Consider the following 25437-nt stretch of genomic DNA (forward strand, 5'->3'; position numbering starts at 1 on the left):
GGCCTCGTTTGAATTCTCTTATCCATATAGAACGGACTGTCGAACTATTTATTTCACCAACCTTAAACTTTCTTCACTTTTGAAGGTTTTTTAGTTTCCCAGTGCGTTATAAATGCAACTGACGCAATAATAATAGCAGCCCCTAGCCATAAACGACCCGGTGGAACCCAACTAAATACAATCCAACCTGCTAAAACATTTAGCGGTAATTTGGCGTGGTCAAAAGGTTGCACAAACGAAGCATCAGCGACCGAGTAGGCTTTTACAATCGCCCATTGAGCGAGTGCCGTCATAACACCGATAACAATCAAGATAGCCCAAATTGTACCGCCGCTTGGCGTCTGCCAATCTGGCGCGGCAAGCAGGATGTTAAATGGTGTGATTAATAGCAGCAGGTACACCACCATGGTTGAAGGGCTGTCTTGCGAAGAGAGCTTTTTCACCATCAGTGAGTAGCATGCCCAGAAGAATGCGGCACCGACTGGTAATAGCGTTGCCCAGTTAAAGTCTTCAGCCCATGGCTCTAGAATCACCATCGCACCTACGAAACCGGCTAAGGTCGCGCTCCAGCGAGCAGCTCCAACTTTCTCTTTTAAGAAAAGCCCTGAACCTATGGTTGCAAACAGTGGCGACGTCATGAGAAGGGCAATGCCTTGCCAAATTGGTACTGGGTAAGCCAGTGCCCATATCCAAAGTTGAATACCAATAACAGACAAGAAGACACGAAATACGTGCAATTTGAGGTTGTCGGTTTTTAGCGCGCGACGAATGCCCAGCGTTTTCAGATAAGGAAGAATAGCGAACAACGCGATAGCGTATTGAATGACGGCGACGGTGGTAGAAGTAAGTCCGAAATGAATGCTAGCAATTTGAGTTAGGCTGTTAATAACGGCAAAGGCTAGGCCTGCGGTTAGCATCCAGCTAGCGCCTTGGATCGGATGGTGTTGTGACATGATGCTTCTAATTATTTGATGTGGTTCACCTATGATACGGATTTAGCACCACTTAACCAGAAAAAGCATTGATGAAGTCAGTCAGAATATTTGAATATGAAAAAAGGTTGAGCCATTGCCCAACCTTTTTAGTCTGTATCTAAAGTCGATTTAGATTAGAAGTCGTAGCGTACACCTAGGCGAAGAGAGTCTTCACTTTGTGTTTCTAAACCTGCAACTTTTACGTCGTCTAGATTGTTTAATTGGTAAGCAACGTATGTACGGATAGATTTGTTGAACTTGTAAGTACCAGTCAGCTCAAAGAAGTCAGCTGTGTCTACAGTTAAGTTCTGTGTCGCGTCTTTTTCTTGTTTTTGGTACAAAGCAGCCAATTCAAACTGATCTGTTAGTTTGTACTTAGCCGCAACTTCTACACCAGAGAACTCAGTTTTTGCTTTGTCGTCTAGGTCACCCATTGTGTAGGTTGCACCTAGATATAGAGCATCCATTTTGTAGTTAATACCAGCAATCAATGCTGTAGCTGAACCATTACCAGTACCGTTGTCGTTACCTGAGTAACCAAGACCGAAACCTAAGCCCATCGGTAGTGTGTAAATGCCAGAGATACCGTAACCGTCAGTATCTTTGTCTTCACCAGCAATCAAACTTGCTTTAAGAGAAAGTGCGTCTGCGTCGTAAGCGTATACAAACGTGTTATTGATTTGCTCGTCACCTGCATTGATGAATGCTTTTTGGTCACCAGAGTAGATAGTAACATCCGACATTTCTGAGATTTGAGCTGCAGCTGTATCTTGACGACCTACTGATACTGCGCCGAAGTTACCTTCAAAACCTGCATACATGTAACGTTGCTTAAAGTTGTCAGTTTCATCATTGTCAGCTGAAGAATTTACGCCTTGTTCTGCTTCGTAGAAACCAAAACCAGATAGGTCGCTAGTGATTTCTGTAGTACCGCCAACATTTAAACGTACACGGCTTTTATTTTTCATTGTTCCGTCGATTTCTTTACCGCCTGAACCAATGAAATCACCACGGAATTCCGCACGACCGCCAATTTTAAGTTCTGTACCGTCAGAGCTGTAAACTGTTGCTGCTAGAGATGAACCTGAAACTAGTGCCGCTACCACTGCAGAAGCTAGAACTGCCTTTTTCATAATCACTTACCTTGTATTTTAAAATCCGTGAGCAATGTGCTCTCCGTTTCGATATGAAGCTAATTTAGAGCAGATAAATTAAGCTTTCATTTCCATAAAATTACATTTTCGTGAATGGGGAACTTTTTTAAGTGTTGATTTTATTGCATTTTTATTTCATGCGACTGAGTGTTCTATGAATAGTTATACAAGTTGCGTGTATTTCAAAGGTCACATTGGCAAGTTTTACCTTGCAATCACGTATGTCGATGGTGGTGAATTTTGGCTGCGCTGAGAGCTTGTTAATCTGATTAACTGCTTGTACTGGTAAGGATATCCTCTATGATGCAAAAACTTAGAAGAGAATAGATTCTGCTCAACAATATGGAGACGTTGGATGAAAACAGAGTACTTAGGCGATGTTTTACAAGGTAGGCAGGTTATTGGCTCCTTGAATGTTGAAGACCTACCCGTTGGAGAGCACCAGTTTTGGTTTCAAGTCACCAGTGATGGGCTAGGGCAACCTAAGAACATGCCGGTTTCTGTTTTCAAAGGCAGTCAAGAAGGTCCTAGTTTGATGATCACCGCCGGTATTCACGGTGATGAGCTAAATGGAGTGTTGGCTGCACAGCAAATTATCAGGGACTTAGTCGGTAAAACGCTCAAAGGCACGGTAACGATTGTACCTACTGTGAATCTGTCTGGCTTGCTGAACCATAGCCGTGATTTCATCTCTTCGGATCCGGGTTCTTGCCCTGCTAATCTTAATCGACTCTTTCCGGGTGACGCTAATGGCTTGGCAGCGGAGCGCTTTGTTGCGTCTTTGTGGGAGCGTTTGCTTAAGCATAATGCCACCTTCGCCGTTGATCTCCACACTCAAACTCGTGGCGCAGTTTATCCACTTTATGTATTTGCTGATTACCGAGTTGAGCAATGTTTGGAGATGGCGAGGCTGATGCAGCCCGATTGTGTTCTGAATGACCCTGGTGACCCAGGTATTTTGGAAACGGTTTGGAATCGAAGTGGAATTCCGAGCATCACGGTGGAAGTTGGTATGGGGAAATTTACTCAGCCTGACATGATTCAACGAGCGGTAGACGGTGTTTTTAACATGCTGTCTTATTATGAAATGTTCGAGGTTGAAATAAATCATCCCGAGAAAATGCAGCTGCCGAGTATGGATTGGATAGAGGGTAATGATGTGGTTTCTATCCGCGCTGATATTGGTGGTTTCGTATTGCCGCAGGTTGAGCTTCTGCAGAGCGTAGAACAAGATGATCTGTTGGCTATTCAATATGACGCTTTTGGTAATGAGTGTCGCCGTTATCACGCGCCGTCTGCCGGACGTGTCCTTAGCTATAACGTGGATGCGTTAAGGGAGCCGGGTGCGCTTGTTTGTCGTTTGCTAAGTTAAGGCTCAGCCGGTTTGACGTTTCCGTGTTAATGCACTGTGTTGTTATCTAAAACACGTAAAAAAAGACCGAGCTAGGCTCGGTCAAAGGACAGTTGTCTAGAGTAAGCACGTCTTGGACTCATCGAGAGAACTGCTTTTAGAGTAGCGAGGCTAGATTAAGAATCCATTGCAAGATAGTGACACTTCGACTGCTTTTCTGTTTCAAAAATAATATTGAAAACATTACCTTAAGCTCATCAAAAGCCGACTGTGAGTTACGCAGGTCGGCTTTTTATTCATTTCTCTTTCGAATTTTTATCTCTATCTACAGTCGATTAAAAAGCGTCGTCCACGATCTCTTTTAATCGGTCATAAGGCACATATCCTGGTAAAACATTTCCGTTCATCATCATGGTTGGAGTGCCCGTTAATCCGAGTGCACTGAACGTTTGATGGTTAGTGGTTAGAACCTGGTTTTGTTCTTGAGTTGTTTTTAGTTCCGCCTCTGTTCCCGTCTTCTTGGCAACGGCTTCTAGTGAGCTTTTCGAGTGAATACCGCTTTTCGCCATCAGCAATCTATCAACTTCAGGGAATGCTTCTGGGTTATCTTTCCATACTTTCATCGCGTATAGCGCCGCGTTGGTGTCTAGCCCCGCAACTTGTTGTTGCTTAAACGATAAGTACACGTTGATCACTTTAATGTCGCTGTTTTCAGAGGCTAATTGAACCAAGCCTTTTTCCAAGCGCTTACAGTAAGGGCAGTTATAGTCGGTAAAGTTAATGATGACCGATTTACCATCTGGATTGCCAAGGATCGGGTGAGCGTCATTGTTGTATAACCAATCATGGCTTTCCGCTTGGGCTTTCTTCGCTTGCTCTTGACCTGCTACGTACTGCTCTAAACTGGTATGCAATCCAGAGATCGTCGATGGGTTTTCCTTCAGGAATTGATTAATTTCTTCAAGTTGTTGAGTTTGTTCTTTGTTTAATTCTGCGAAGGCATTAGTACTCATTAATGAGCCTAAAATCAGTGCGCTTATCAGATGCTTTTTCATATTGTCTTTTCTCTAATTCGTGATAATCGTGAGCGCTTATTAGGTTGCGCTCACATTAATATTGTTTGTTAAACTGGCTGAGTCGGTTTATTTACTTAGCTTTGCTCTGTTTTTCTTTGTGAGCGATTTAGGCAAAGTAGGTTCTTAACCACAGGCCGATAGGGGATGTAACGCCGGTTGCGATACTGCTAATCTTTCCATCTTTGATGATGACAATACTTGGCGTGACATTAACGCCCCAACTTCTGCTGATTGACCCAGAAAGATCATTGATAACAGGGAAGTCATACTCTTTTGCCTCTAAGTAGCGCTGGACACGTTCGTCTGGACCAGACGATAGAGCGACCGAAACCACCTGATGGGAATCACTGAAGCTATTAACCGTCGGGCTTACAAATTTGCAGGCACCACACCAAGTCGCCCAAAAATAGACAATGACTGGCTTACCATTTTTGCTTAGCTCGATAACATCAATATCTTCGCCTTGGAGCGATTGACCCACAATTGGAATCGCATCGCCCTGAGGCATGCTTCTGCTGTGATAAAAGTCCATGGCAAATGAAACCACGCCAACGATCAATATAATTGAAACCAGTTCCTTTCCCCACTTCTTAAGACGACTTGGCTTTTTGGCCTCACCCTTTACAGCGTCGTCTTCAATCGTGCTAGATTTATCTTCATTGTTGGGAGTCTTCATCAGTTATCTCGCAGCGTCGATGGCTTGAACGACAGTGTCACTGTTGAGAATGACAGGCAGTGGAATACCGCTTTTATAGCTCGGGCCGTAGACGATATTAAATGGCACACCAAATCGCCCATTACTTTGTAAGTATTGAGTGACACTTTCACTTGGTGTTGTCCAATCACCTTTCATCAAAACAATGTCTTCTTGCTGTAGGTGACTGTAGACAGGGTCTTGAAGGATGACGCCGATCTTGTTGGCTTTACAAGTGATACACCAATCAGCAGTCACATCAACAAACACCGTTTTGCCTTCATCAACGAGCTGAGGGATTTGCTTCGCATCCAGCTTTTGCCAAGCGAGATCGTCAACAATCGGAGTCGCCCAGTTATCAGCGGTGACACTACCGACGATCAATGCAGCACCAAACACCAAGGTTGTGGTTGCGACGATAGGAATAAGCACCTTGCGACCCAACTTACGGCCAATCCAAATCAATACTGAAATCACGATAAATAGCGACAGCAGGATAGTTGGGAATTTACCAATGAATGGGCTAAGGAGGCTTGTTAGCCATAGGCTGGTAATGAACATCATTAAGCCAAATACCAGCTTAACTTTGAACATCCACGCCCCAGGCTTTGGAAGCAATTTGGTTAGGCTTGGGAATAGCGCAAAGATCAACCAAGGCGCACTCATACCGATACCAAGCGTGATGAAGATAGCCCATAACTCTTGGTAGCTTGCTCCAAGTGCATACGCGACAGCGGTTCCTAGGAATGGCGCGCTACACGGCGTTGCTAACAGCGTTGCAAACATGCCTTGAACAAAGTGGCCTGAATGTGAGTCATCGCCTTTGGTTGCCATCCAGGTGTTTAAACCTGATGGTAGTCTGAATTCGAATAACCCAAGCAGGTTAATCGAAAACAGCAAAGTGATGATCAGCATGAACCCGATGAACCAAACATTTTGGAACTGGATTCCCCAGCCAATTGCATTACCACCCATTTTTAGAGCGGTCATACCTAGGGCTAACAGCGCAAATGATGTAATGACACCTGAAGCAGAAGCTAAGAATGAGAGTCGAATATGACGATTAGATGCACCTTGGTTTTGAATGATGCTGTTTAATTTCATTCCTAAGACTGGCAACACACATGGCATGATGTTGAGGATCAAACCACCAATTAAAGCGAAGCCTATCATCGCCAAAAAGCCGTTGTTGCTTGTTTGGTAAGCGATCGGTTCTGAGCCAACTTTGGCCGTCATCTCTTCGGCGAAATTAGTGTCTGAAACGGTGACACTCACGTTACGGTCCGTTAAGTCGACTTCACCTATCCAGTTGCTCACATCAAATACGGCCGTCATTGTATTGTCTGTGATGTGGACGCTTGGTTGAGAGAAGAAGTCATCAATCACTTCTTGCCCGTCAATCAACACCATCGGCTTATCCCAGCCATTTTTACTTGTCAGCTGAGTAACCAGTTGCTGCTTGCTCTTGTCCCAAAATAGACCATTGACTGAAGTGCGATTAGCTTCTCGTGGAGATTGGCTCATGCCTTGGTTGAACAAGAACATCGCTTCTTCATCGAGCGCTAAAGTTTGTGGGTCAATCGGCAGTTCGATATCGTAATCGGTTAACACACAGATATTGGTACACGACGGAAAGGTAAACGATGCCCTGAATATCGCAGGCTTCGTGTTGTCTTTCAGGGATAAAGTGACAGGAAAGCTGACATGTTTTTTGTAGCCTAACGTCATGACGTCAAGCTGCTCGTAGTATTTAGGTATCGGCCAGTGCCACTCTACTGACTCAATGTTTGTTGAACCAGACCAGTCCCAGCTTGGCGGAATGCCACCTTCGCCTGGGCTGCGCCAATAGGTTTTCCAGTCGCCGTCGAGCACGACATCGAGCACGGTTTGGATCTTAGAGCCGTCATCCGACTGTTCACCCGTCGACATCATTCGCATTTTAACAGGCGGATGCTCAGGCACACTAAGCCAGCCCGTTGTCTGTGCCAAGGCGGTAAATGACGTCATAACCAAAAGGGCAGTGACTAAGGTTTTCGCGCATGTACGCATAGAGAATGCCAATGAATCGACAAACTTAGTTAGTAGTGTGTTGTACACAAATGTATCTCCAAAAAATAAATAAAAGGGTGTAGTAGCCCGGTTATTTACTCTCTAAATATACAGTGCTTTAGATGCAATCGGTGTTTTGTCGGTCGAGTAGAGCGATGATTGTCTCTAGATAATCTCGAGATGTGAGGAGGTAAGTTAAACGCAACAGCAATAATAAGTACGAATGGGATCAGCCAGCCGGTTTTTGGGGCGGCAAAGGTCAGCATTTTCGAACTTAGGCTGCATGAATTTGAATTGGGGGACGTTAACATTTTTGAGGCTTCTAAGCCGAAAACGCTGGCGTATAGAGCAGCCATTTTTTCTGAAGAAGCGATGTCTGTTTGAGGGTTACTGGTTTCTGTATGAGTTTGTGCGCCAACTAGGACTGATTGACCATTAGCGGATGCAGATAACGATACTTTCTTTACGGCCAGAGTGCTCGCCAGACAAGTTACGATAACCAGTCCGGTAAGGAAGAGCGCCCAAAGCGAATGCTTTTGTCGGCGGTTCTTTGTGGATAAGAAAAGTAGCGATGTGTTCAGCAAATTAGTCAGTAATCAAATCTGTTAGTCGTTAAAGCAAGCTCATTGAATTGTGGTTAGCTTAGATAAGTTCTCTTCGTGCCACAAGTCATAAAATGGTTAAAGTGAAACTATGTATAAATGCGGGAAACGGCAGATACACGATAAAAGACGCATAAACACCAATTCACGCGAATACTACATTGAGCTGTAGCTAAAGTTCACAACAACTGAAAGTTATCGCTAATTATTCTGTATTGAGTGGTTTATTAACTATCAGGACGGGACAGGCGATACAAAAAAGCCCAACAGATCGTCAGTGAACGTGTTGGGCTTTAATCATTGGTGCTATTGGAAAGGCTTAGTGAGTGCGGCGAGGGCCGTTACGTACCAAGTCTTTACCGTTATCAAACACCTCTTTGGTGATCCAGCGAGCAAGCAGAACTTTATGGCTGCTATTGAATACAGCAACGAAGTGACGACCATCTGAATTATTGGTTGCCATGCCTACACCTTCAACGCCTTCAAGGCCTAAACCGCCAGCTTCCACTGAAATTAGGAATTGCTCTAGTTCTTCTAGAGACTCAATAATATCAAGTTCGTTGTTCATTTTTATGCTCTCTTGCTGTGAGCCAACATCGTATTTAGGGCGCTTTAGTGCTGTGCTCGAATGAAGATATTGGCTGTTGTTCTTTGTTGGATGCGTACTCTACAGGTCATAAGAGGGGATTGGAACTCTCAAATATTAGAAGCAGGCTGATAATTTGCGAATTTTTAACATAACATACGTTTAAATGCTTGTTATCCATATTCTTTTTACTACTATTTATAGGGTCAATTTAGACAGTGATAGGAATTAATATGATGAAGGTTTGGCGTTGTCTATTGTTAATGTTGGCGTTTGTCGCATTTGGAAGTTATGCGCAGAGCGTTGAGAAAATCGCAGAAGTACAAGATCAGTTAATGCTCGATCTAGCAACATTAGAAACGGCGCATGATGCTGAGAAGCCCTTTCTTGAAGATATCTTAAGGCGTAAGAATCAGGGCCTACGCGAAGAGATTTTTTCACAGCTATCGTCAGATAAAAAAGAGGGGCTGGATGTCACTCTTGCTCAGCAGGTCGAACTGCTACAAAAATTGCTGTCGTTGAATGAAACTAAAATCGTTTCAATGAGTAAAGAAAACCGTTCCGCTGAGGGGGACGCTAAAAAACGCCTTGAGTTGCGTATTCAAAAACGAATCGGAATGATGGATGTCTATTATCAGCAGCTTGCTAAGACCTTAAATTGGTCGAAAGAGCGTGGTGTTGATGTTGCTGTTCCTGAAGGTGAGCTCAAAACGGCACTTGTTTCTCGTTCTCAATATCTTACTAATGCAATTCTATACACGGATACACAACGTCAAGATTTAGAACGCCGGTTATCTTATGTAAGTGAAGAAGAGAAAGCGACGATTAAAACTGAGCTTGAACGCTTCAGTGAGCGAACTAGCGTTATGGTCGCGAGCTTAGAAGAAACCATCACGCTAATGGAACCGTTTGGCGTGGATGTGACTTCGTACAAACGTGTTTTGCTAGCGACGACAGGTGACATTAACGCCGATGTGTTGGATGTTGATGTTGCACTGGAGCTGTTGGATGGTTGGCTTCGTTCGTTCAGTTCATGGGCTTTTGAAAATACCCCTTCTTTTATCGTTAAACTTGCTCTGTTTCTCGGTATTTTGTATGTAACTCGCCTTATTGCTAACGTGGCTCGCAAAACCGTTCGTAAGAGTGTTTCGCACTCTAAAATGGACTTCAGTGTATTGATGCAGGACTTCTTTGTATCCATCGCATCTAAAGCGGTCGTGTTTATTGGTTTGCTTATCGCACTGTCTCAAATAGGGATAGAGCTAGCACCTCTTCTTACTGGTTTCGGTGTAGCCGGTGTCATCATTGGTTTCGCATTGCAAGACACACTATCTAATTTTGCATCGGGTTTGATGATCTTGATCTACCGTCCTTATGACGTCGGTGACATGGTTAAAGTGGCAGGCGTGCAAGGCACGGTAAAAGACATGAGCTTAGTATCGACGACTGTTCAAACCATTGATAACCAACGCTTGGTGATCCCAAACAACAAGATTTGGGGTGACGTGATCAACAACATCACGGCAGAACGTGTAAGACGTGTTGATATGGTTTTCGGTATTGGTTATTCAGATGATATCGATAAAGCGAAAGCGGTATTGAACGACATCATTCTTGCACACCCTCTAGTGTTGAAAAAACCAGAGCATATGATCAAGCTTCATACCTTGAATACGTCTTCTGTTGATTTCGTAGTACGACCTTGGGTTAAGACTGATGACTATTGGGATGTGTACTGGGATGTAACGGAAACCGTGAAGAAACGCTTCGATGAAGAAGGCATCACGATTCCATTCCCTCAACGAGATGTACATATTTACAATCACGAAGAGAACTAAGCGAAAGAGCTAGTACGAGAAGCAATTTCGAAAAGAGCGATTACGTAAAAGCTAAGTGTGGCTTCGAGCCATCATTCTTAATGTGATATCAAATGGACGCTGAATAAGCGTCCATTTTTTTGGCTGTCGTTTATATTGAGCCTCATTCTTTATGTCACTCCACCCATCTTAGAATTAAGTTATGATGGGGTAGGCTCAATCTGGACAGTTGAAATCGAATGGACGATTCACAGCAAAAAACGAATACTAGAAATACAACGGTAAGAAAAGCGACGCGAATTGAAAGTGTTATGAACTCTGCGATGTGGCATTTAACTCAGAGAGACATGACGGAAAGCGAGTTAGTGGCGAAGCTCAAAGTGAAAACCGACAATCAAGAATGGATCGATGAAACTCTAGGGACACTGAAAGGCTTCGGGCATCTCAAGTCTGACCAAGTGTTTGCAGAACAATTCGTGGAACAAGCTTTCTCTGGTGAATTCGGTTCTCGATACATTGTCGAAAAACTGAAGAAGAAGGGGCTGACCGATTCAGTGATTTCTGATGCAATCCATAAAGTGTCGTTCGAAAAGTCTATTGATGAACAAACCATCTTGATAGACCGAATCAACCACTACTATTCAAGCTTTACCATGAGCCGTGAAAAGCTGGTTGCGACACTGCAAAAGCGTGGCTTTAGCTATCAACAAGTTAAGGTAGCGATTGACCAGCACCCACAAGCGCATCAACTGAAAAGTAACATTCAAATTAAGGCCGAGAAAGCCGATTTGGAAAAAGAGGTGCTCAAGTATGCTCGTAAAGGCAAGGGCCTGACCGCCATTCAGCAAGAACTTAGACAACGACAAATCGACACAAGTGAGCTGTCATCGCTCATCGACCGATTGATTAATGAAGAGCAGCTAGATTTCTATTCTTCTTGTTTAGAACAGTTGCAGAAGAAGCCTTATGACCTAAACGATCATAAAGAACGCTCTAAGGCTTACGCGATGCTAAGTCGAAAGGGGTTCTCTTCTGACGAGATCAAATTTGCATTGAGTGAAGATAACGAATAACTAAGCCGGAAAAATTTCCTATTGTAGTATGTTGGTTTGTCCTAAGTAACTATTGGACAGAAATCATTTTCGCAAAATTTAATATTAGCAATTCATGAATAACTTTTTATAAGGCAAACTTGTCAATTAGTGCGCCTTCGTACAGTGCGCACTTTGTCTGATTATGTTTAATGGTGCATATCTTATAAATGTAGTGCAAACTCTTGTATTTAGGGGTTTTATCATTGAAGTATCGCGAAATGAGTAAGAATTACATTTTTCGAGAATTAGAATGCCAAATGACCAAGGAAGAGGTCGCTGAACTGTGTTTTAAATCTGTGAGGACTGTCACGGGTTGGGATGAAGGTAACCCAATCCCTCCAGAGTGTAGAAGGCTTATGAGAATGGCCAAAGGTCGGGAGCTCAGCGTCTGTGAGGATTGGGAGCAATTCAAAATGTTGTATGACAGAATGGAATTGCCAACTGGACAAGTTGTCAGGCCACAGAAAATACTAGCAGGAATTGCTTTATTGGGGATTCAATCTGAATTGGAAATCAAGACCTCTACACAACTTCTAAAAATTGCTAGGTCAATATCGAGGTTAAAATAAAAAGAGGGCATTTGCCCTCTATTAAATAATCACTAACCCTAAAGCTTAATCATGCCTATTTCATCTTATTAGCTACTTCTTCAAGTGCCTCAATTAATGGTACTAAAGACAATAGGTGTTTTGATTCTTTTACACGTAAGCATATTTTCGAAAAATAATCAGGGTTAGCAACAGCGCTACAGTTAGATTTAGAATAGTTAATCCTTCTCTCTCTCAAGGCCTTCATAGCATATGCGGCATGAAATTGTGAATGAGTAAAATCAACATTATAACGGCCCATCAGTTCAGGGTCATCTTTGATGACATTATAATATTGAAAGTAGCTGATCAAAGGCTCTGCCTTTGCAAACCGAGGTATTGCACTAGAATTACCCAACAAAACAGTTTCGAAGCAACGACTTTGAACTACAGGAACAACATGTAATCGCTCAGGCAATTCAACTTTATTTACTTCATCCAATATGAATTGCTTTCTAACATCAACACTATCTTCATCAGCATCTAAAATTACAAAGAAGTAATCTACACTGCCGTCATCAGTGATATCAGTTATAGCATTCCCAATATGGCCTAATATAGAAGGGTAACCTTCACCTGAAAAAAAGAAGCACCCCGAACTAGATGCTTTAAAATCACTAAACTTAGTGAATGTCTCTAAATCAGGTATTATGTGCTTAACCCATTCAGGGTAGACTTGCATCTCTGACGAAAGTCCTTCTACTAAGAAATATAGCTTCATTCATACCCTCGATAGATATTGCTATTCATAAGTAAAAGGAAATTGTCATGATTACTATCAAAATCAAGCACTTCGCTTGCTGGGTATGTAGTTATGTCGCCGTTTTTTCCTCTCGATACAACTTTCCAAAAGCTCTTTGGTATATCATTGATCACCCTTGGGTGATGGGATGTAATGATTACTTGATTTGATGTTTGTTGTAATTCTGACAATATATCGGGTAAACAGTTAACACCTAAACTATTTTCAATTTCATCGATGATTATTGGTGAATTATTGTTTCCGAACTGTAATTCAGAAAGGAGCATCATAGCTTTAAACATCCCTGAAGATATCTGGGATTGATTTATTTTTTGGCCATTTTTTAAGTCTAGTTCAATGAATATGACTCGTCTTCCATCTGAACTTTCAGTATGAGTCTTTATTAAACGTGGAGTTATTTTTTTTACTTCTGGAAATATGTTTGTATATATGAATTCTAGTTCATCAAAAGCATCTTTATCATACTTAAATGCGTAATAGATCTTCTCTCTACATGTTAGTTCTTTAAATTGAGCTGATAGCTTCTTAATACTAAGGTTTCCGTTTCGAGCTAGTACTTCCTTATGAATTTTTCCGTCAATTAAAGGCACAGTCATGTTGTTTGAAAACAGTTCAGAGTCTACGGATATTAGTACAGCTGATGTTAACGATTTGAAAACGTCTTTTAGTTCAGTACTTTGTCTTAAAAGAAATAGTAAGCTTTTATCATCATCTAAACGTGGAAGCTCTTTCTCAGAAAAAATAACAGATTTTTCGTCTCTAGAAAAAATGGGGGTGCCGTCTATTGTCAGACTTTCATTGACAAATTTACTGAATACTTTCCCTTCTGCATCATACTCAATAGCTTGAGAAAGTTGTCCTTTCCAAAAAACATTTCTTTTTAGGTCATCTTCAAAATGCAAAGTCCACTCTATAGTTCTAGACTTTCCACCTTCAGCTAAACTTATCAAGCTACTTAAACCTGAAATGATAGTTGTCTTACCCGCACCCGAAACACCAACAAGAACATTAAGACGGTCAAAAGATACATTGTTAATTTTGACCTTGGAGCCGAGACTAGTTCCGTTTAAGTGCAGTTCTTTTATTATCATGATGTTTTTCCTAAATATTGAACTACTTACAGTTTAACGCAATCAGAACATACATCACAGTGAATTTGTAATGCTCTAAAAAGTAATATTGAATTGCGTGTGCCTATAGGTTGGTCGAATTTACCCCCGTGATACAACACGGGGATTCACGGCGAACTGCATTAGAAGAATGGATAACTTCTAGTAGGGAAAACCCCCATGAACAGGATATGAATGAGTAAAAGGTCTAGCTTACAATGGGGCAAAAATGAGTTATGTCACTACTCATTTTTGCCTTTTTCATTAGCATTAAAACTCAATCTATCGACCGTATTGCTCAATAATAAAGTGCTCAAAATCATCACACATTTGGTCATTCGACTTTGCATTATTCGCTAATTCAGTTGCTCCATCAACGATCGATACCTTCGCATTCAAATCCGCGACTGGTGCACGTTCTCTTGTCGACAGCTGTTTGATTTTTTGCTCCTCAATCGCCCAAGCCTCCTCTGGCGATAAGTTACACTCGTCAGCGAGATATTTGGCATTAAAACCTTCCCCAGTCAGGCTTTCGATTGTACCGTTATGGTTCACGCTATTGCCTTTATGCCAATAGTGTTTCGCCAACAAAGGCCCGATCTCTGGGTTATCTGTTAAGTAACCAAACTTGTCGGTGAAATAAGCTCGTGTTTGATACACCGCCATATGAGCCAATAGATAACCTTGGTATGAGCAAGATGCTTCATCAGACAATAAGTGAGGGATCGCCATTAGTGGACGAGGGCTGCAAGACAATCCAAGAATTGCCTTTTCACTGCTACGAGCAAGTGCCGTGATTTTTTCAGGCGTGAGGTCTTCATCAGCTAATTCGTGCAGGGCTCGCTCGAAATATGGAACCACAAGAATGCTGCGTTCTTGGTAAGCTCGGAAGGGCTGTTTATTGTCGATGATGGCTTTAATTAGATCATCTGGCACAGGTTGCCCGTCCGCATTTAGAGCGTACTGTTTTAGCCAGTCAGCGTCATTTAACAAGCTGTCGCAGAACATGGATTGTGTTTCAGCATAAGCCATCGAAGTCGGCGCAAACTCTTGAGAGAAACAAGGGGCGTTCATTTTTACATTAGCAAAATGCGCCGCGTGACCACCTTCGTGAAATAGTGTGTTAATCCCATCATAGCCACTGCCTATTTGATCGGGCTTAGCGTTGCTAGTGAAATTAACTTGGGCCGCAACCCAAGCATCTTGGTCATAGAAAGAAGGGATAGGGCCATGGCAGAAGCCATTAGGGTACTTACCTTTACGATCAAGCAGATCCAATTTTAATGTCGCTTGAGAGTATTCGATGTTGAGGCGACCAAAAGATTCAATCCAGCGTCGAAGTGACTTTGAGAACGGAACATAAGGATCAAGATCATTCATAACGTCACCTGCAAAAGAGTAGGTAAAGTTATGGGCTTGAAGTGCATTCTCGCCTTTCTGCTCTGCCAAATTGGCTAGGCTTTGCTGATGGCTATCACGCGTGCGTGCTTCGAAGTCATCCAGAATCGTAAACAGTTGTTCTGTCGTCATCTGTTCGGTTTTTACCACCGAGTAATCAAAGAAGGTTTTAAACCCCAGTGATTGAGCAAATTGGTTACGTTTTTTGATCAGCTCAATAAAGCCGTTAACCAGCAGCCATTGCTCTAAATCTAATAATGCTTGATGTGCAGAAAGCCTAACTTGTTCATTACCATTACTTCTAACGGCTGAACCTAAAACGGGCAGCGATCCTTCTGTTTCATCACCTGTTTCATTTACGTAAGTCATTACATGATTCTGTTTTTTCTCAAACAGTTCAGCCTCAAACTTTATGAGATCGGATTTAAGCTTCTGTGACTGCTCAGACTCAATAGCGTGAGATCTAAAGGTCGCCAACCAACCATTCAAGCCTGTCAGCGCACTCTCTTTTTCGAGAGGATCTTGAATTTCATCAATAGCAGCGAGTTGCGTTTCGATAGCAGTAATCTGTTCGGCAGAGCTTAGAAATTCCGTCCACTGAGTCTGCGCGAGTGTCGAACCATCGTGGTCGTCACTGATCCCCATATATGTATCCCAAAAGAAGTCTTCTTTCGCTTTATGAGTCGCAAGATACTTTTGATTCAATTGATTGAGATAGTTCGTTGCAGTCATGACATTCCTTGAAAATTAACCAGTAATTTCAAAATTATGACACATTCATTGAATGTATTTTGTGACGATAGATATAACTGAATGCAGTCACAGCCTATCGGTTTACTTTACAGCGTATTAGTGATAATTAACTGTTAATGGTTTGTTGTTTGCTAGTATTAACTAAAGAGAGTGTGCTGATTTCTCCGGTTTTTTATTGAGTAAATTGATGTTCTCAAGGTCAGCGTTTTTGTAAGGAAGAGGTTTAGGATGGATCCTATTTTATATATCGAAGTTGGTGGTGTTGTGTGGCAAGTATTCCCTGATGGGACTTGGCTTCAATTACCTGCTACGCAGCCAAAAGTTGAAGGCGTGCAAGTCGTCAGCATTGAACCTCAGAATTTACAAGAGGCTCAGCCCCTAACCGAACCGCAAATCGCCGCAGTTGAACAACAGTTGGAAAAGGTGGTCACCGAACTCGTCAACAACATTGAAAGCGCACCTCAACAGCCTAACTCAGTAAATGACCAACCTAGTTCCAGCGCCTCTTTTATTGTTTATGTTCGTTCCACCTTAGATGAAACGCTCGCTGAGGCGGGTTTTGATACGCGTCCTGCAGAATATGCCGACGAAGATACAACCTCGAATGAGGGTAACCTTGATATTCTGTTACCTAGTGCACTATTAACCGTTGATATTTTGGATGGTGGAGACGGTTACGAAAATCAGTTTGAAGTACCAAGTGTCACGATTACGGGCACGGCAGTGGATGTTCGAGACGGGCGTACCGTTGTTCTGACCATCACTGATGTTAACGGAAACACAGTAACCACCACAGCCATCACAAGCGATGAAACGTATGTCGTCAATGGCGTCGACCTCTCTTCATTGGAGGAGGGGGATCTTCAAGTCGATGCTGTCATTGCTGATGATTTTGGCAATAGCATTGCAGCTAACGATTCCACAATCAAAGACACATTAGCCAACATTGAGGTTGACTTCGATGGCTTTGGTGATGAGTTTTACAATCAATTTGAAATATCGAATGGGGAGCTAGTTGGTACGATTGCCAATGTAGAAGATGGGCAAACCATCAACATTTCAATTACCGATAGCCAAGGAACGATACAAGAATACACAACGGAAGTATCCGGCGGAACTTGGACTCTGACTCTTCAAGACTACTCAAGCTTTGCAGAAGGTGAGCTAACCGTTGTTGCCAATACTATCGATATTGCTGGAAACCCTACAACAGCGACCGACACGATCGTGAAAGATACGCTAGCGGACATCACCGCTGCGGTTGATGATGGTGGCGACGGTGTCCTCAATAGCTTCGAAATTCAGTCGGCTAAATTCTTTGGTACGGTACAGAACGTAGAAGATGGCCAAACGGTCAATATTCGTATTTCTGACAGCACAACGAATGTCATTGTTCTGACGGCAACTGTGATTGATGGTGCTTGGTCAGTTGAAGGCGTGGATCTAACCAGCTTTTCCGATGGTGGCATTCAAATTGAGGCTGACACTGTTGACGTTGCCGGTAACCCTGCTTCTGCAATAAATAGCGCAGGGCAAATTGTTATTGATACTGTTTCGCCTGTTATAGACATTGATACGCTAGACGGTTTTAGTATTTTGGCATTTCGTGGCGGCCAACTTACAACCATGCAAGGCACAACCAATGTTGCCGAAGGTCTTCCTGTTTATATTGAAGTTAATGATGGCTCTCAGACTCTTGTGTTTGAGGGTGTTGTTGATGCATCAGGTAATTGGGTTGTTGAAAATATAGATGTCTCGTCCCTAAACTTGGCGTCAGAATGGACGGTTGATGCCAAAGTTTTCAATACGGTAGGCAATCAAGCTATCGATGATATGCCAAGCATTATACTGCCCGAGTCGGTTGTGTTCTCAGAAACTGTTGTCGGGATTTTTGGAAATCAAACTCAGACCTCTGATATTCGCATCGATTATGCGGACTTCTCTTTTAGCGATGATCAAAGCATCGCAGAGTCACTAACTTCTCAAACCCTATCGATAACCGTTGCTGTATCGGCTGATAAACAAAGCCTCATTGGCACACGAAGCGATGGGCAAAAAGTATTCGATGCGTCAATTTCCGGCAGCAACGTAAATATCAATTTTTATAAGGCGATTGATCAGGAAGCTGGGTTAGATTCAATTCTGACGGCTTTGCTCATCGAAGGTTTGCAAACCGATGCTGATGGTACAACGGAGTTAGTGATAGGACGTTTACCTATTGTCATCAAAGATTCTGAACCTCTGGTTTTTGATGAGTCTTATCAAATGATCGAGGGTGAGATTGCGTCAGGGAACGTGTTGAATAACGACATCGATCTCGATACCCAGCTAACTATAAGAAGCGTTGAAGTTGATGGGACGACACAAACAATTTCAGGCAGCGCTCCGGTCTCATTTACTCTTGATGAAGGTGTTTTAACCGTCTTTGCAAATGGTCACTGGACGTTTGTCGCCAACAGAAACTTAGATCACACGGTAGCTCAAAGCATCAGTTTCAACTACGTCGCTGGCGATAGCAGTAACGACTTCGGAAATGGCACCGCGGTTATCGATATTTTCGATGGTGATGCGGGATTAGTGGTAGATGGGACAACGACCAGTACGGAAGGTGACGTATCTGATGGAGTCCAAACTGTAGTCGGTCAGTTTACTGTTTCCGCAGGTTCAGACAATCCAGATCCCGCCTCGATTGTATTTAATGCCAATACCCTTGTGCAGTTAGATGCTCTGGGTTTTACGACTGGGGACGAGGAGTTTCCTCTAACTTACACGTTAGCCAATGATGGTAAAACGATTACCGCACAAGCAAATGGTGAAACGATATTCACGCTATCGTTGAGCGCAGTTGCCAGTCGGATTGATGTTCTCGCAGACGTCACATTAGTTCTAGATCAGCCTATAAACCACCTGATCAGCAACGATTCTATTACCTTACCACTTATCATCGATGGAGAAGACTTAGATGGTACTGCTCTGGAACAAGGGCAGTTTGATTGGATTATCCAAGATGGAGTCGACCCGGCACTAACTTCAACTAGCAATGCTGCTGTGGACGAATCTGATCTTATTAATGGCAGTGTCTCTGATACTGGCACTTTCAATCTCAACGTCGGAAGTGACTTTGTTGAGTCTGTATTTTTTGATGTTGGAGATCAGCCGCAGTTGTTTAGTGGCGGTGTACAGATCATTTATGTGGTCTCTGCGGATGGAAGTGAACTTACTGGCTATGTTGGTTCTGAAAGTGCTGACAATAAAGCATTCACCTTGAGCTTTGCCTCTCCTTCAGGTGAGGCGGATACTGATGTTACTTATACTTTTGAACTCTTTAAGGGACTCGACCAAGATAACATTACAGACCAACTTCCATTTGTTGTTACCGCTAGAGATGATGACAACGATGAAACCAAATTAACCCTGAATGTATCAGTGACTGATGGCGGTGAGCCAACGATTGGCTCTGGAACGGTTGAACTGAGTGAAATTCCTGTTGCTGATAGTACTCCATCGGGAGTTGGGTCAACAGCAAACGTGAGCTTAGCTGTTACCGCGGGCAATGACTCTCTGGTTTTCTTGGGTTTGGATGTAGAAACGACACCAGCTGTTCTAGATAACGATGGTGTTGCGGTAACCAGCAATGGTGAAGCGCTAACTTGGCGCGATAACGGCAATGGTACCTTTGATGCGGTTCTTAGTAACGGCGATGCTGTTTTCAGAATCAAATTTCCCGATCCTTTCAGCCTTGAAGCCAATGGCTCTACAAACGTTGATGTCGTTATTGAGCTGTATCAGTCCATTGATCATGGCTCTGGTTCAAAAGACACTGAACTGACGATTCCAGCTTTTATCGTCACCATTGATTCCGATGGTTCGAGAGACACGCAAGAATCTGAAATAAAAATCTATGACGGTAAAGACCCTGAAATTTCGGTGACTGGAAGCATCTCAGTTGATGAAGATGCTTTGCTAGGAGATGGTCAGCCAGTTGGAGTCGAAGATAGTAGCCCATCTTTGGGTATTATCGAAGGCTCTGATGATGTTGTTTCTGTCACGGTCAACACCGCTGCTTTTGATTCACTTGGCTACACCAGTGCCGGTAAAGCGATATCCCTTCAAGCTGTTGATTCTGATGGTTGGTATTATGGGCAAGACACTGACGGCAATAACGTATTTAGGATTCGCTTTAATAATGATGGGACCACTGAGTTTGATCTCTATGCACCATTAGATCACGAGTATGGAAATAATGGTGAGAACGAGTTAGAACTGAATTTTGAGTTAGTGGTCAATGATGCGGATGGAGACAGCTCAGATCCTGCTATTTATTCTGTCAACGTAAAAGATGATGTGCCGACTGTTCGAGATGGTTCTATCGAGTTAGTTGAGGGAGATGATCTGAGTGGCCAATTCCTCACCGAAGAGTTTACTGGGGCTGATGGTGCCGTCATTGTTAGCTTCGAATATCGTGGTGCTACCTACACTTTTACTGATGCAATTACGTCAATCGAGATTGATTTGATTAATAGTTTTGATGGTACCGTGTATGGTCAGTTTACGCTTCACTCAGATGGTCGCTATCAATTAATTACAAATCAAAATGTAGCTACAAATCCAAATGATCCTAAGTTAGTGGATGAAATTGAGTACCTAGTCCGAGATACAGACGGCGATGAAGTCACTAGTAGTGCCACACTTGTTCTAGATGATAACGAAGGCTTTATCCGTTATGAAGATTCGGAAACCACAGAAGATAACGATGCGATAATTGTCGTTAGTGTTTCAACTGGTGATATTGACCAAAGTGAAACTGTTACCGCTATCGAGTTCTCAGAAGCATCGCTAAACGGTGGTAGCTTGTACCTTGATGGGGTGTTGCTTCAAGTTGTAGACGGCAAGGTCACCTTGTCTGGAAGTCAATTGGCAGCGATTGATAGTCAGTTCACTAGGCCTAATGGACAGTTGACTTATCGTCCCGCGCTTCATGAATCCAATACCACCTCAACGGTTATCCTAGCGATCAACGCAATCATTAGCACTGATACGGATCCTAAAGAACTGACGGCTGATGTTGCAGTGTCTGTTTTACCGGTGGCTGATGCACCGGATTGGTCGGCTTCCGTATTCTCCTATCATTCAGTAGAAGATGACTCAGACCCAGTCAGTTTGGACATAACAGCTCAGCTGGTGGATCAAGATACGTCAGAAACATTGAGCTACCAGATTAGTGGGATTCCTGACGGCTTGAATTTGACGTTAAATGGCAACGCAGTCAAAGAAGGGAAATCTTACACACAGGCTCAGATTGATAAAATGGAAATCAGGGCTGACGACAACCTAGCGGGTCGCTTTGAGTTTGAGATTACTGCGGTTGCAACAGAGTCTGGCAATTCATTCGCTGACCCAGATGATAAAACGGCAAGTATTGTACATACCGTTACTGTCGATATTTCACCTGATGCTGATACTCCTCATGTGTCTGTTAAAGACTACAAGGGACTAGAGGATGAAGCTATTTACCTCAAAGACGTTATTGAAGGCGCTTTGGCGGACACCGATGGTTCTGAATCGTTAAGTTATATTATCCAAGTTCAAGATGGCTGGTCTGTTGAAGGTGATGGTACCGCAAAGATAGGCAATAATTCCTATTCAGTCACTGCCGAAGCTATCGCCAATGGTGTTGCTTATATTCAGCCTAAAGAAGACATCAGTTCCTTTACTGAAGATCTGTCAATAGACGTAACAGCAATAGCGACTGAGTCGACGATCGATTCACTTATTCCTATCAATGGGCAAGCGTCAAGTGATACAAAAACCATCAATATCTTTTTGAAAGGTGTTGTGGATGAACCTATCGCGGTAGACGGTGGTAATGGTCATTGGCAATACGACAGTGACAGTAAAGTCATCAGCAACCAATCGGTCTTGAATGAAGATGGGTTAATACAGCTCGACTTCCTCATACAAACGACGGATGACGATGTTTCAGAAGAGATCAACATACTGCTTACTAACATTCCTGAAGGCACTTTGCTGGTGGATGCGTTGGGCGAACCAGTATCGCTGACGATTGCGTATGTTGATGATGTGACAGGGCCCGTATTCCAAGTCTCTAACGCTCAACTGGATGATCTGTATCTCAAGCCAGTTCTTGATTTTAGTGGTGAATTAGAACTGACCGTTATTGCTATCTCAACTGAGCCCGATGGTGATTCGGGCGAGTTTCCTATGACACTTAAAGTAGAGCTAGCGCCGGTCGTTGATCAAGAAGACGGTCAAGTGGTCAGTACTCAAGGCATCGAAGACAGTCAAATCGGCCTGAACCTTGAACCTTCAGTGAATCAGGATATTGATGGCAGCGAATCCTTGACGGGATATGTCATTGATAGCCTACCTGCAGATCTCACTCTTTATTTTGATGGGAGTGTTATTCAGGTCCCAGCTTCAGGCTTAGATTTGGATACTCTACTGGACTCAACAACGCCAACGCTTTCGGATCTTCTAAGCAGCGGCAGGCTTTCTGTTACAGCGACAGAAGATTTAAGCGGAACATTCTCAATTCCTATCACCTATGAAGTCACGGATACCTCTCCAACTGGTGCAACGGATATTAAAGATATTACCGGATCCATTAGCGTGACTGTCGATGCTCGTGTCGAGCTAGATACTCGATTAGAAGGCTCTACAGAGCTGTTACAGAGTACAGATGGCTCGCATGTTGATATCTCTAACGCCGTGACGTTCGTCGACGCGGATATCGATGGGTCAGAGTACCTAGATTATATTTTGATCGAGATTCCCGACGGCAATTCGTTGATTGTTGAGCACCCTAATGGTGCTGCGCAAGATAGCTCTGGGAATTGGATCATATCGGCGGATGGGTTAACGAGTGACTCTTTCCAAGAACTCGCAGCGTACATTTTAGATAATGCGACGATTTCCAGCCCAAGTGATACTCCGGTACTGGATATTGTGGTTCGTGCTCGTGTGATTGATGGTGATGATGCGAGATATATTGATGCGACTTTCCCGCTGCAAATTACTGGTCATGACGGCGGTGGCGGTTCTTGTGACCCTGTTGGCCCACCAAGTCCCATTCAACCGGGTGGTGATATTAAGACTAATGAAGGTGAAGATATCGATTTAACGGGCTTGCTCAATACTAATGTAGCGAATGACCCAGACAATACGATCTCTTTCTATATTCCTGCCGATTCTCTTCCTGAAGGCGTTGAGATCTCCGGTGATGGTGTGATTGCTGAATACGATGCTTCTGGTGAGATCGTCGGTTATTCAATCACTGCAGATGGACTTTCGAAACTAACGTTAACGGGCTTGGATGAAGATTTTGCAGGGTGTATTGATTTCACCATAGAGACAATTGAGACCTCACCATGTAGCGGTGATACGGTGACGACGGCCCAAACCATTAGTATCCAAGTTCTGCCTGTGGTCGATGACATTACGGTTGAAGCCGACTCCACAACCATTCAAGAAGACATCGCGACAGACCTTAACCTTGAACTGGTTCTTGGTGATAGCGTTGAAGACGGTCAGTTAATCACGGGTGAAGGCAATAGTGCTACTGGCAAGGAGACAGTTAACTCTCTGACCATCACAGTATCAAATGGTGTAACACTATCGGAGAGTCCTGCTGATACTGGCTTGTTGGTTGATAACGGCAATGGTACTTGGACGGTAACGGATCCTAGCCGCTTGAGTGATGTGTTGGTAACACCACCTGAACATTACAGCGGCGATATCACCTTCACGGTAACTGCAAATATTACCGATGAAGCGGATTGCGTGACAGAAACGGATACGCAAGATAAAACGACGGTCGTGACTATTACTGTTGAGCCAGTCGCTGATGCGGCGAACTTGATAACAGAGGATATTATCGGAGATGAAGATAATTACATTTCGTTGTCATCACTTAGCGCAGAGCTGATTGACCAAGATGGTTCTGAAAACATGTCGCTTTCGTTGAAGGGAGTTCCTGAAGGCGCAGTTGTCGCGATTAAAATCGGAGACAACTATGAGTTGGTTCCAAACAATGGTGCTGATGGCGGTACCTTCGATGGAAACCCTACCTATGAGTGGCAGTTAGATCCAAGTCAGTTATCTAATCTAGTCATTCTGCCACCAAGAGACTTTAGTGGTGACATTAATCTGTCTCTAGAGGCGATTACTCAAGAAATTGGTACGACGGATATCCGTTATACACAATCTGAATTTACTGTAGGTGTTAACCCTATAGGTGACAAAGTTGAGTTCTTCGATTTACCTGAACAGCTCACTGGAAGTGAAGATGATGGCATCGTGATTCCTCTTGATGCCAATAGCTTTGAAACTAACAGTGATGAGTTTTTAGCAATTACGGTAACAGTGAATGGAACTTCGGACCCATCAGGGTTAGTTGGGTTAGACCGAATTCGAATTGGATCAGAAACCAGTTCTTTCACCAGTGTTGGTGGCATCATACAGGCGACGATCCTCGTTAAAGCAAGTTCTGTTGATGAGCTCGAATTCTTTGCAGGCGATGCGTTTGGTAACCTCGATATTACGATTACCGGCCGAACGGTTGATCAAAATACGGTACTCGGTGAGTTAGTGGTCGACACGGGTGACCCGAGCTCGCAAGACATGACGCTTATTATCACACCAGAGCCTGATGCACCGTTATTGAGCGTTGAATATTCTTCGATCGTGGCAGAAGCAAGTGGCACGATTCCTCTTGGTTTAGACCTTTCTCTTGTAAACCCTGCTGATTCAGAAGTGGGCTTCATTACAATTCATGATATTCCCGCAGGTTTGACGTTCTCACACGGCTCTATGGTCTATGGTCAATATGTGGTGGACTTGGCAGATGTGCCTAACCTAGCGATTACCGGGGGCTACAACAGTGGTGATCAATTTGACCTAACGATAGAGCCGTCTGCAGAGATAGGCAATAACCAAGCGGTCGGGTTACCCCAAACCGTATCGATTGAGTTTGTCGCTGAAGGGGATTCTACGATTACCGCGACAGATGATAACGATCTGTTGATTGGCGGTACAGGCTCTGACAATTTTGTGTTCGCATCTTCAGGCTTAGGGAGTGCAGAAGCACCAAGCTACGATGTGATTCAAGATTTTGATGCGTCTCCAGACACTGATGCAATTGACCTCTCGGGTATTTTGGGAAGCCTAGGGCTTAATACAGGGCTAGGGGCAACACAATATCTAGATTTAGAAGAATCTGGTGAAGGTGTGACCATTTCTATTAAACCTAATGGTGACGAAGACGTTCAACAAAACATCTTGCTAGCTGATGTCACGTACGACGATCTGTATCAAGGTGACAGTAGCAGTGCATTAGAAGCACAAATTTTACAAAAAATGATAGAAGACAATAATTTAACGCTGTAAGTTAGATGTACAGTCTATAAAAGGA

At 43.3% G+C, this 25437-nt stretch carries 14 protein-coding genes; 5 read left to right on the plus strand and 9 right to left on the minus strand.

Annotated features, from left to right (window positions below):
- Nucleotides 1-62: 62 nt before the first annotated feature.
- Both AB4384_RS14025 and AB4384_RS14030 read right to left on the minus strand, forming a co-directional pair.
- Nucleotides 63-953, minus strand: coding sequence for a DMT family transporter (locus AB4384_RS14025; protein WP_017068384.1), 891 nt, complete (start codon nucleotides 951-953; stop codon nucleotides 63-65).
- A 155-nt stretch (nucleotides 954-1108) separates the two neighbouring features.
- The gene (locus AB4384_RS14030) at nucleotides 1109-2107 is read right to left on the minus strand and encodes a porin (RefSeq protein ID WP_372129690.1); all 999 of its coding nucleotides are present in this window, start codon (nucleotides 2105-2107) and stop codon (nucleotides 1109-1111) included.
- Between the two features lie 376 nt (nucleotides 2108-2483).
- On the opposite strand from AB4384_RS14030, the gene AB4384_RS14035 reads away from it, so the two are divergent.
- Nucleotides 2484-3500: a succinylglutamate desuccinylase/aspartoacylase family protein gene (locus tag AB4384_RS14035; protein WP_372129691.1), complete on the plus strand. Its 1017-nt coding sequence runs from the start codon at nucleotides 2484-2486 to the stop codon at nucleotides 3498-3500.
- A 314-nt stretch (nucleotides 3501-3814) separates the two neighbouring features.
- Here the strand turns inward: AB4384_RS14035 and AB4384_RS14040 are convergent, their stop codons facing one another.
- The 4 genes from AB4384_RS14040 to AB4384_RS14055 form a co-directional block, all read right to left on the minus strand.
- Nucleotides 3815-4534 (minus strand): DsbA family protein, encoded by a 720-nt coding sequence (locus AB4384_RS14040; protein WP_017071614.1) that lies wholly within the window; start codon nucleotides 4532-4534, stop codon nucleotides 3815-3817.
- Between the two features lie 127 nt (nucleotides 4535-4661).
- Entirely contained in the window at nucleotides 4662-5231 is a 570-nt protein-coding gene (locus AB4384_RS14045) for a protein disulfide oxidoreductase (RefSeq protein WP_372129692.1), read from the minus strand.
- A gap of 3 nt (nucleotides 5232-5234) precedes the next feature.
- Entirely contained in the window at nucleotides 5235-7298 is a 2064-nt protein-coding gene (locus AB4384_RS14050) for a protein-disulfide reductase DsbD (RefSeq protein ID WP_136974700.1), read from the minus strand.
- Nucleotides 7299-8219: 921 nt separating this feature from the next.
- Nucleotides 8220-8468, minus strand: a complete 249-nt coding sequence (locus AB4384_RS14055; protein WP_017062732.1) for a hypothetical protein — start codon at nucleotides 8466-8468, stop codon at nucleotides 8220-8222.
- A 251-nt stretch (nucleotides 8469-8719) separates the two neighbouring features.
- Here AB4384_RS14055 and AB4384_RS14060 point away from each other — a divergent pair, with 251 nt between their 5' ends.
- The 3 genes from AB4384_RS14060 (at nucleotide 8720) to AB4384_RS14070 (ending at nucleotide 11966) form a co-directional block, all read left to right on the plus strand.
- The gene (locus AB4384_RS14060) at nucleotides 8720-10324 is read left to right on the plus strand and encodes a mechanosensitive ion channel family protein (RefSeq protein ID WP_017064335.1); all 1605 of its coding nucleotides are present in this window, start codon (nucleotides 8720-8722) and stop codon (nucleotides 10322-10324) included.
- A 218-nt stretch (nucleotides 10325-10542) separates the two neighbouring features.
- Nucleotides 10543-11376, plus strand: coding sequence for a RecX family transcriptional regulator (locus tag AB4384_RS14065; protein ID WP_372129693.1), 834 nt, complete (start codon nucleotides 10543-10545; stop codon nucleotides 11374-11376).
- Between the two features lie 224 nt (nucleotides 11377-11600).
- The gene (locus AB4384_RS14070) at nucleotides 11601-11966 is read left to right on the plus strand and encodes a phage protein (RefSeq protein WP_102321352.1); all 366 of its coding nucleotides are present in this window, start codon (nucleotides 11601-11603) and stop codon (nucleotides 11964-11966) included.
- Between the two features lie 55 nt (nucleotides 11967-12021).
- Here the strand turns inward: AB4384_RS14070 and AB4384_RS14075 are convergent, their stop codons facing one another.
- From AB4384_RS14075 to AB4384_RS14085, 3 genes are all read right to left on the minus strand, one after another.
- Nucleotides 12022-12705 carry a hypothetical protein gene (locus AB4384_RS14075; protein ID WP_102321353.1) on the minus strand — a complete coding sequence of 228 codons (684 nt, stop codon included), beginning with the start codon at nucleotides 12703-12705 and terminating at the stop codon, nucleotides 12022-12024.
- Nucleotides 12702-13838, minus strand: coding sequence for an AAA family ATPase (locus AB4384_RS14080; protein ID WP_102321354.1), 1137 nt, complete (start codon nucleotides 13836-13838; stop codon nucleotides 12702-12704). The genes AB4384_RS14075 and AB4384_RS14080 overlap by 4 nt, the downstream gene beginning before the upstream one ends.
- 300 nt (nucleotides 13839-14138) lie before the next feature.
- Entirely contained in the window at nucleotides 14139-15986 is a 1848-nt protein-coding gene (locus AB4384_RS14085) for a M3 family metallopeptidase (RefSeq protein WP_372129694.1), read from the minus strand.
- A gap of 249 nt (nucleotides 15987-16235) precedes the next feature.
- Here AB4384_RS14085 and AB4384_RS14090 point away from each other — a divergent pair, with 249 nt between their 5' ends.
- On the plus strand, nucleotides 16236-25412 hold the full coding sequence (locus AB4384_RS14090; protein WP_372129695.1) for an RTX toxin: 9177 nt from the start codon (nucleotides 16236-16238) through the stop codon (nucleotides 25410-25412).
- The last annotated feature ends 25 nt before the right edge of the window (nucleotides 25413-25437 follow it).

Origin of the sequence: Vibrio sp. 10N.261.51.A4, from assembly GCF_041471945.1 — a bacterium.
Classification (GTDB): Bacteria; Pseudomonadota; Gammaproteobacteria; order Enterobacterales; family Vibrionaceae; genus Vibrio; species Vibrio crassostreae_C.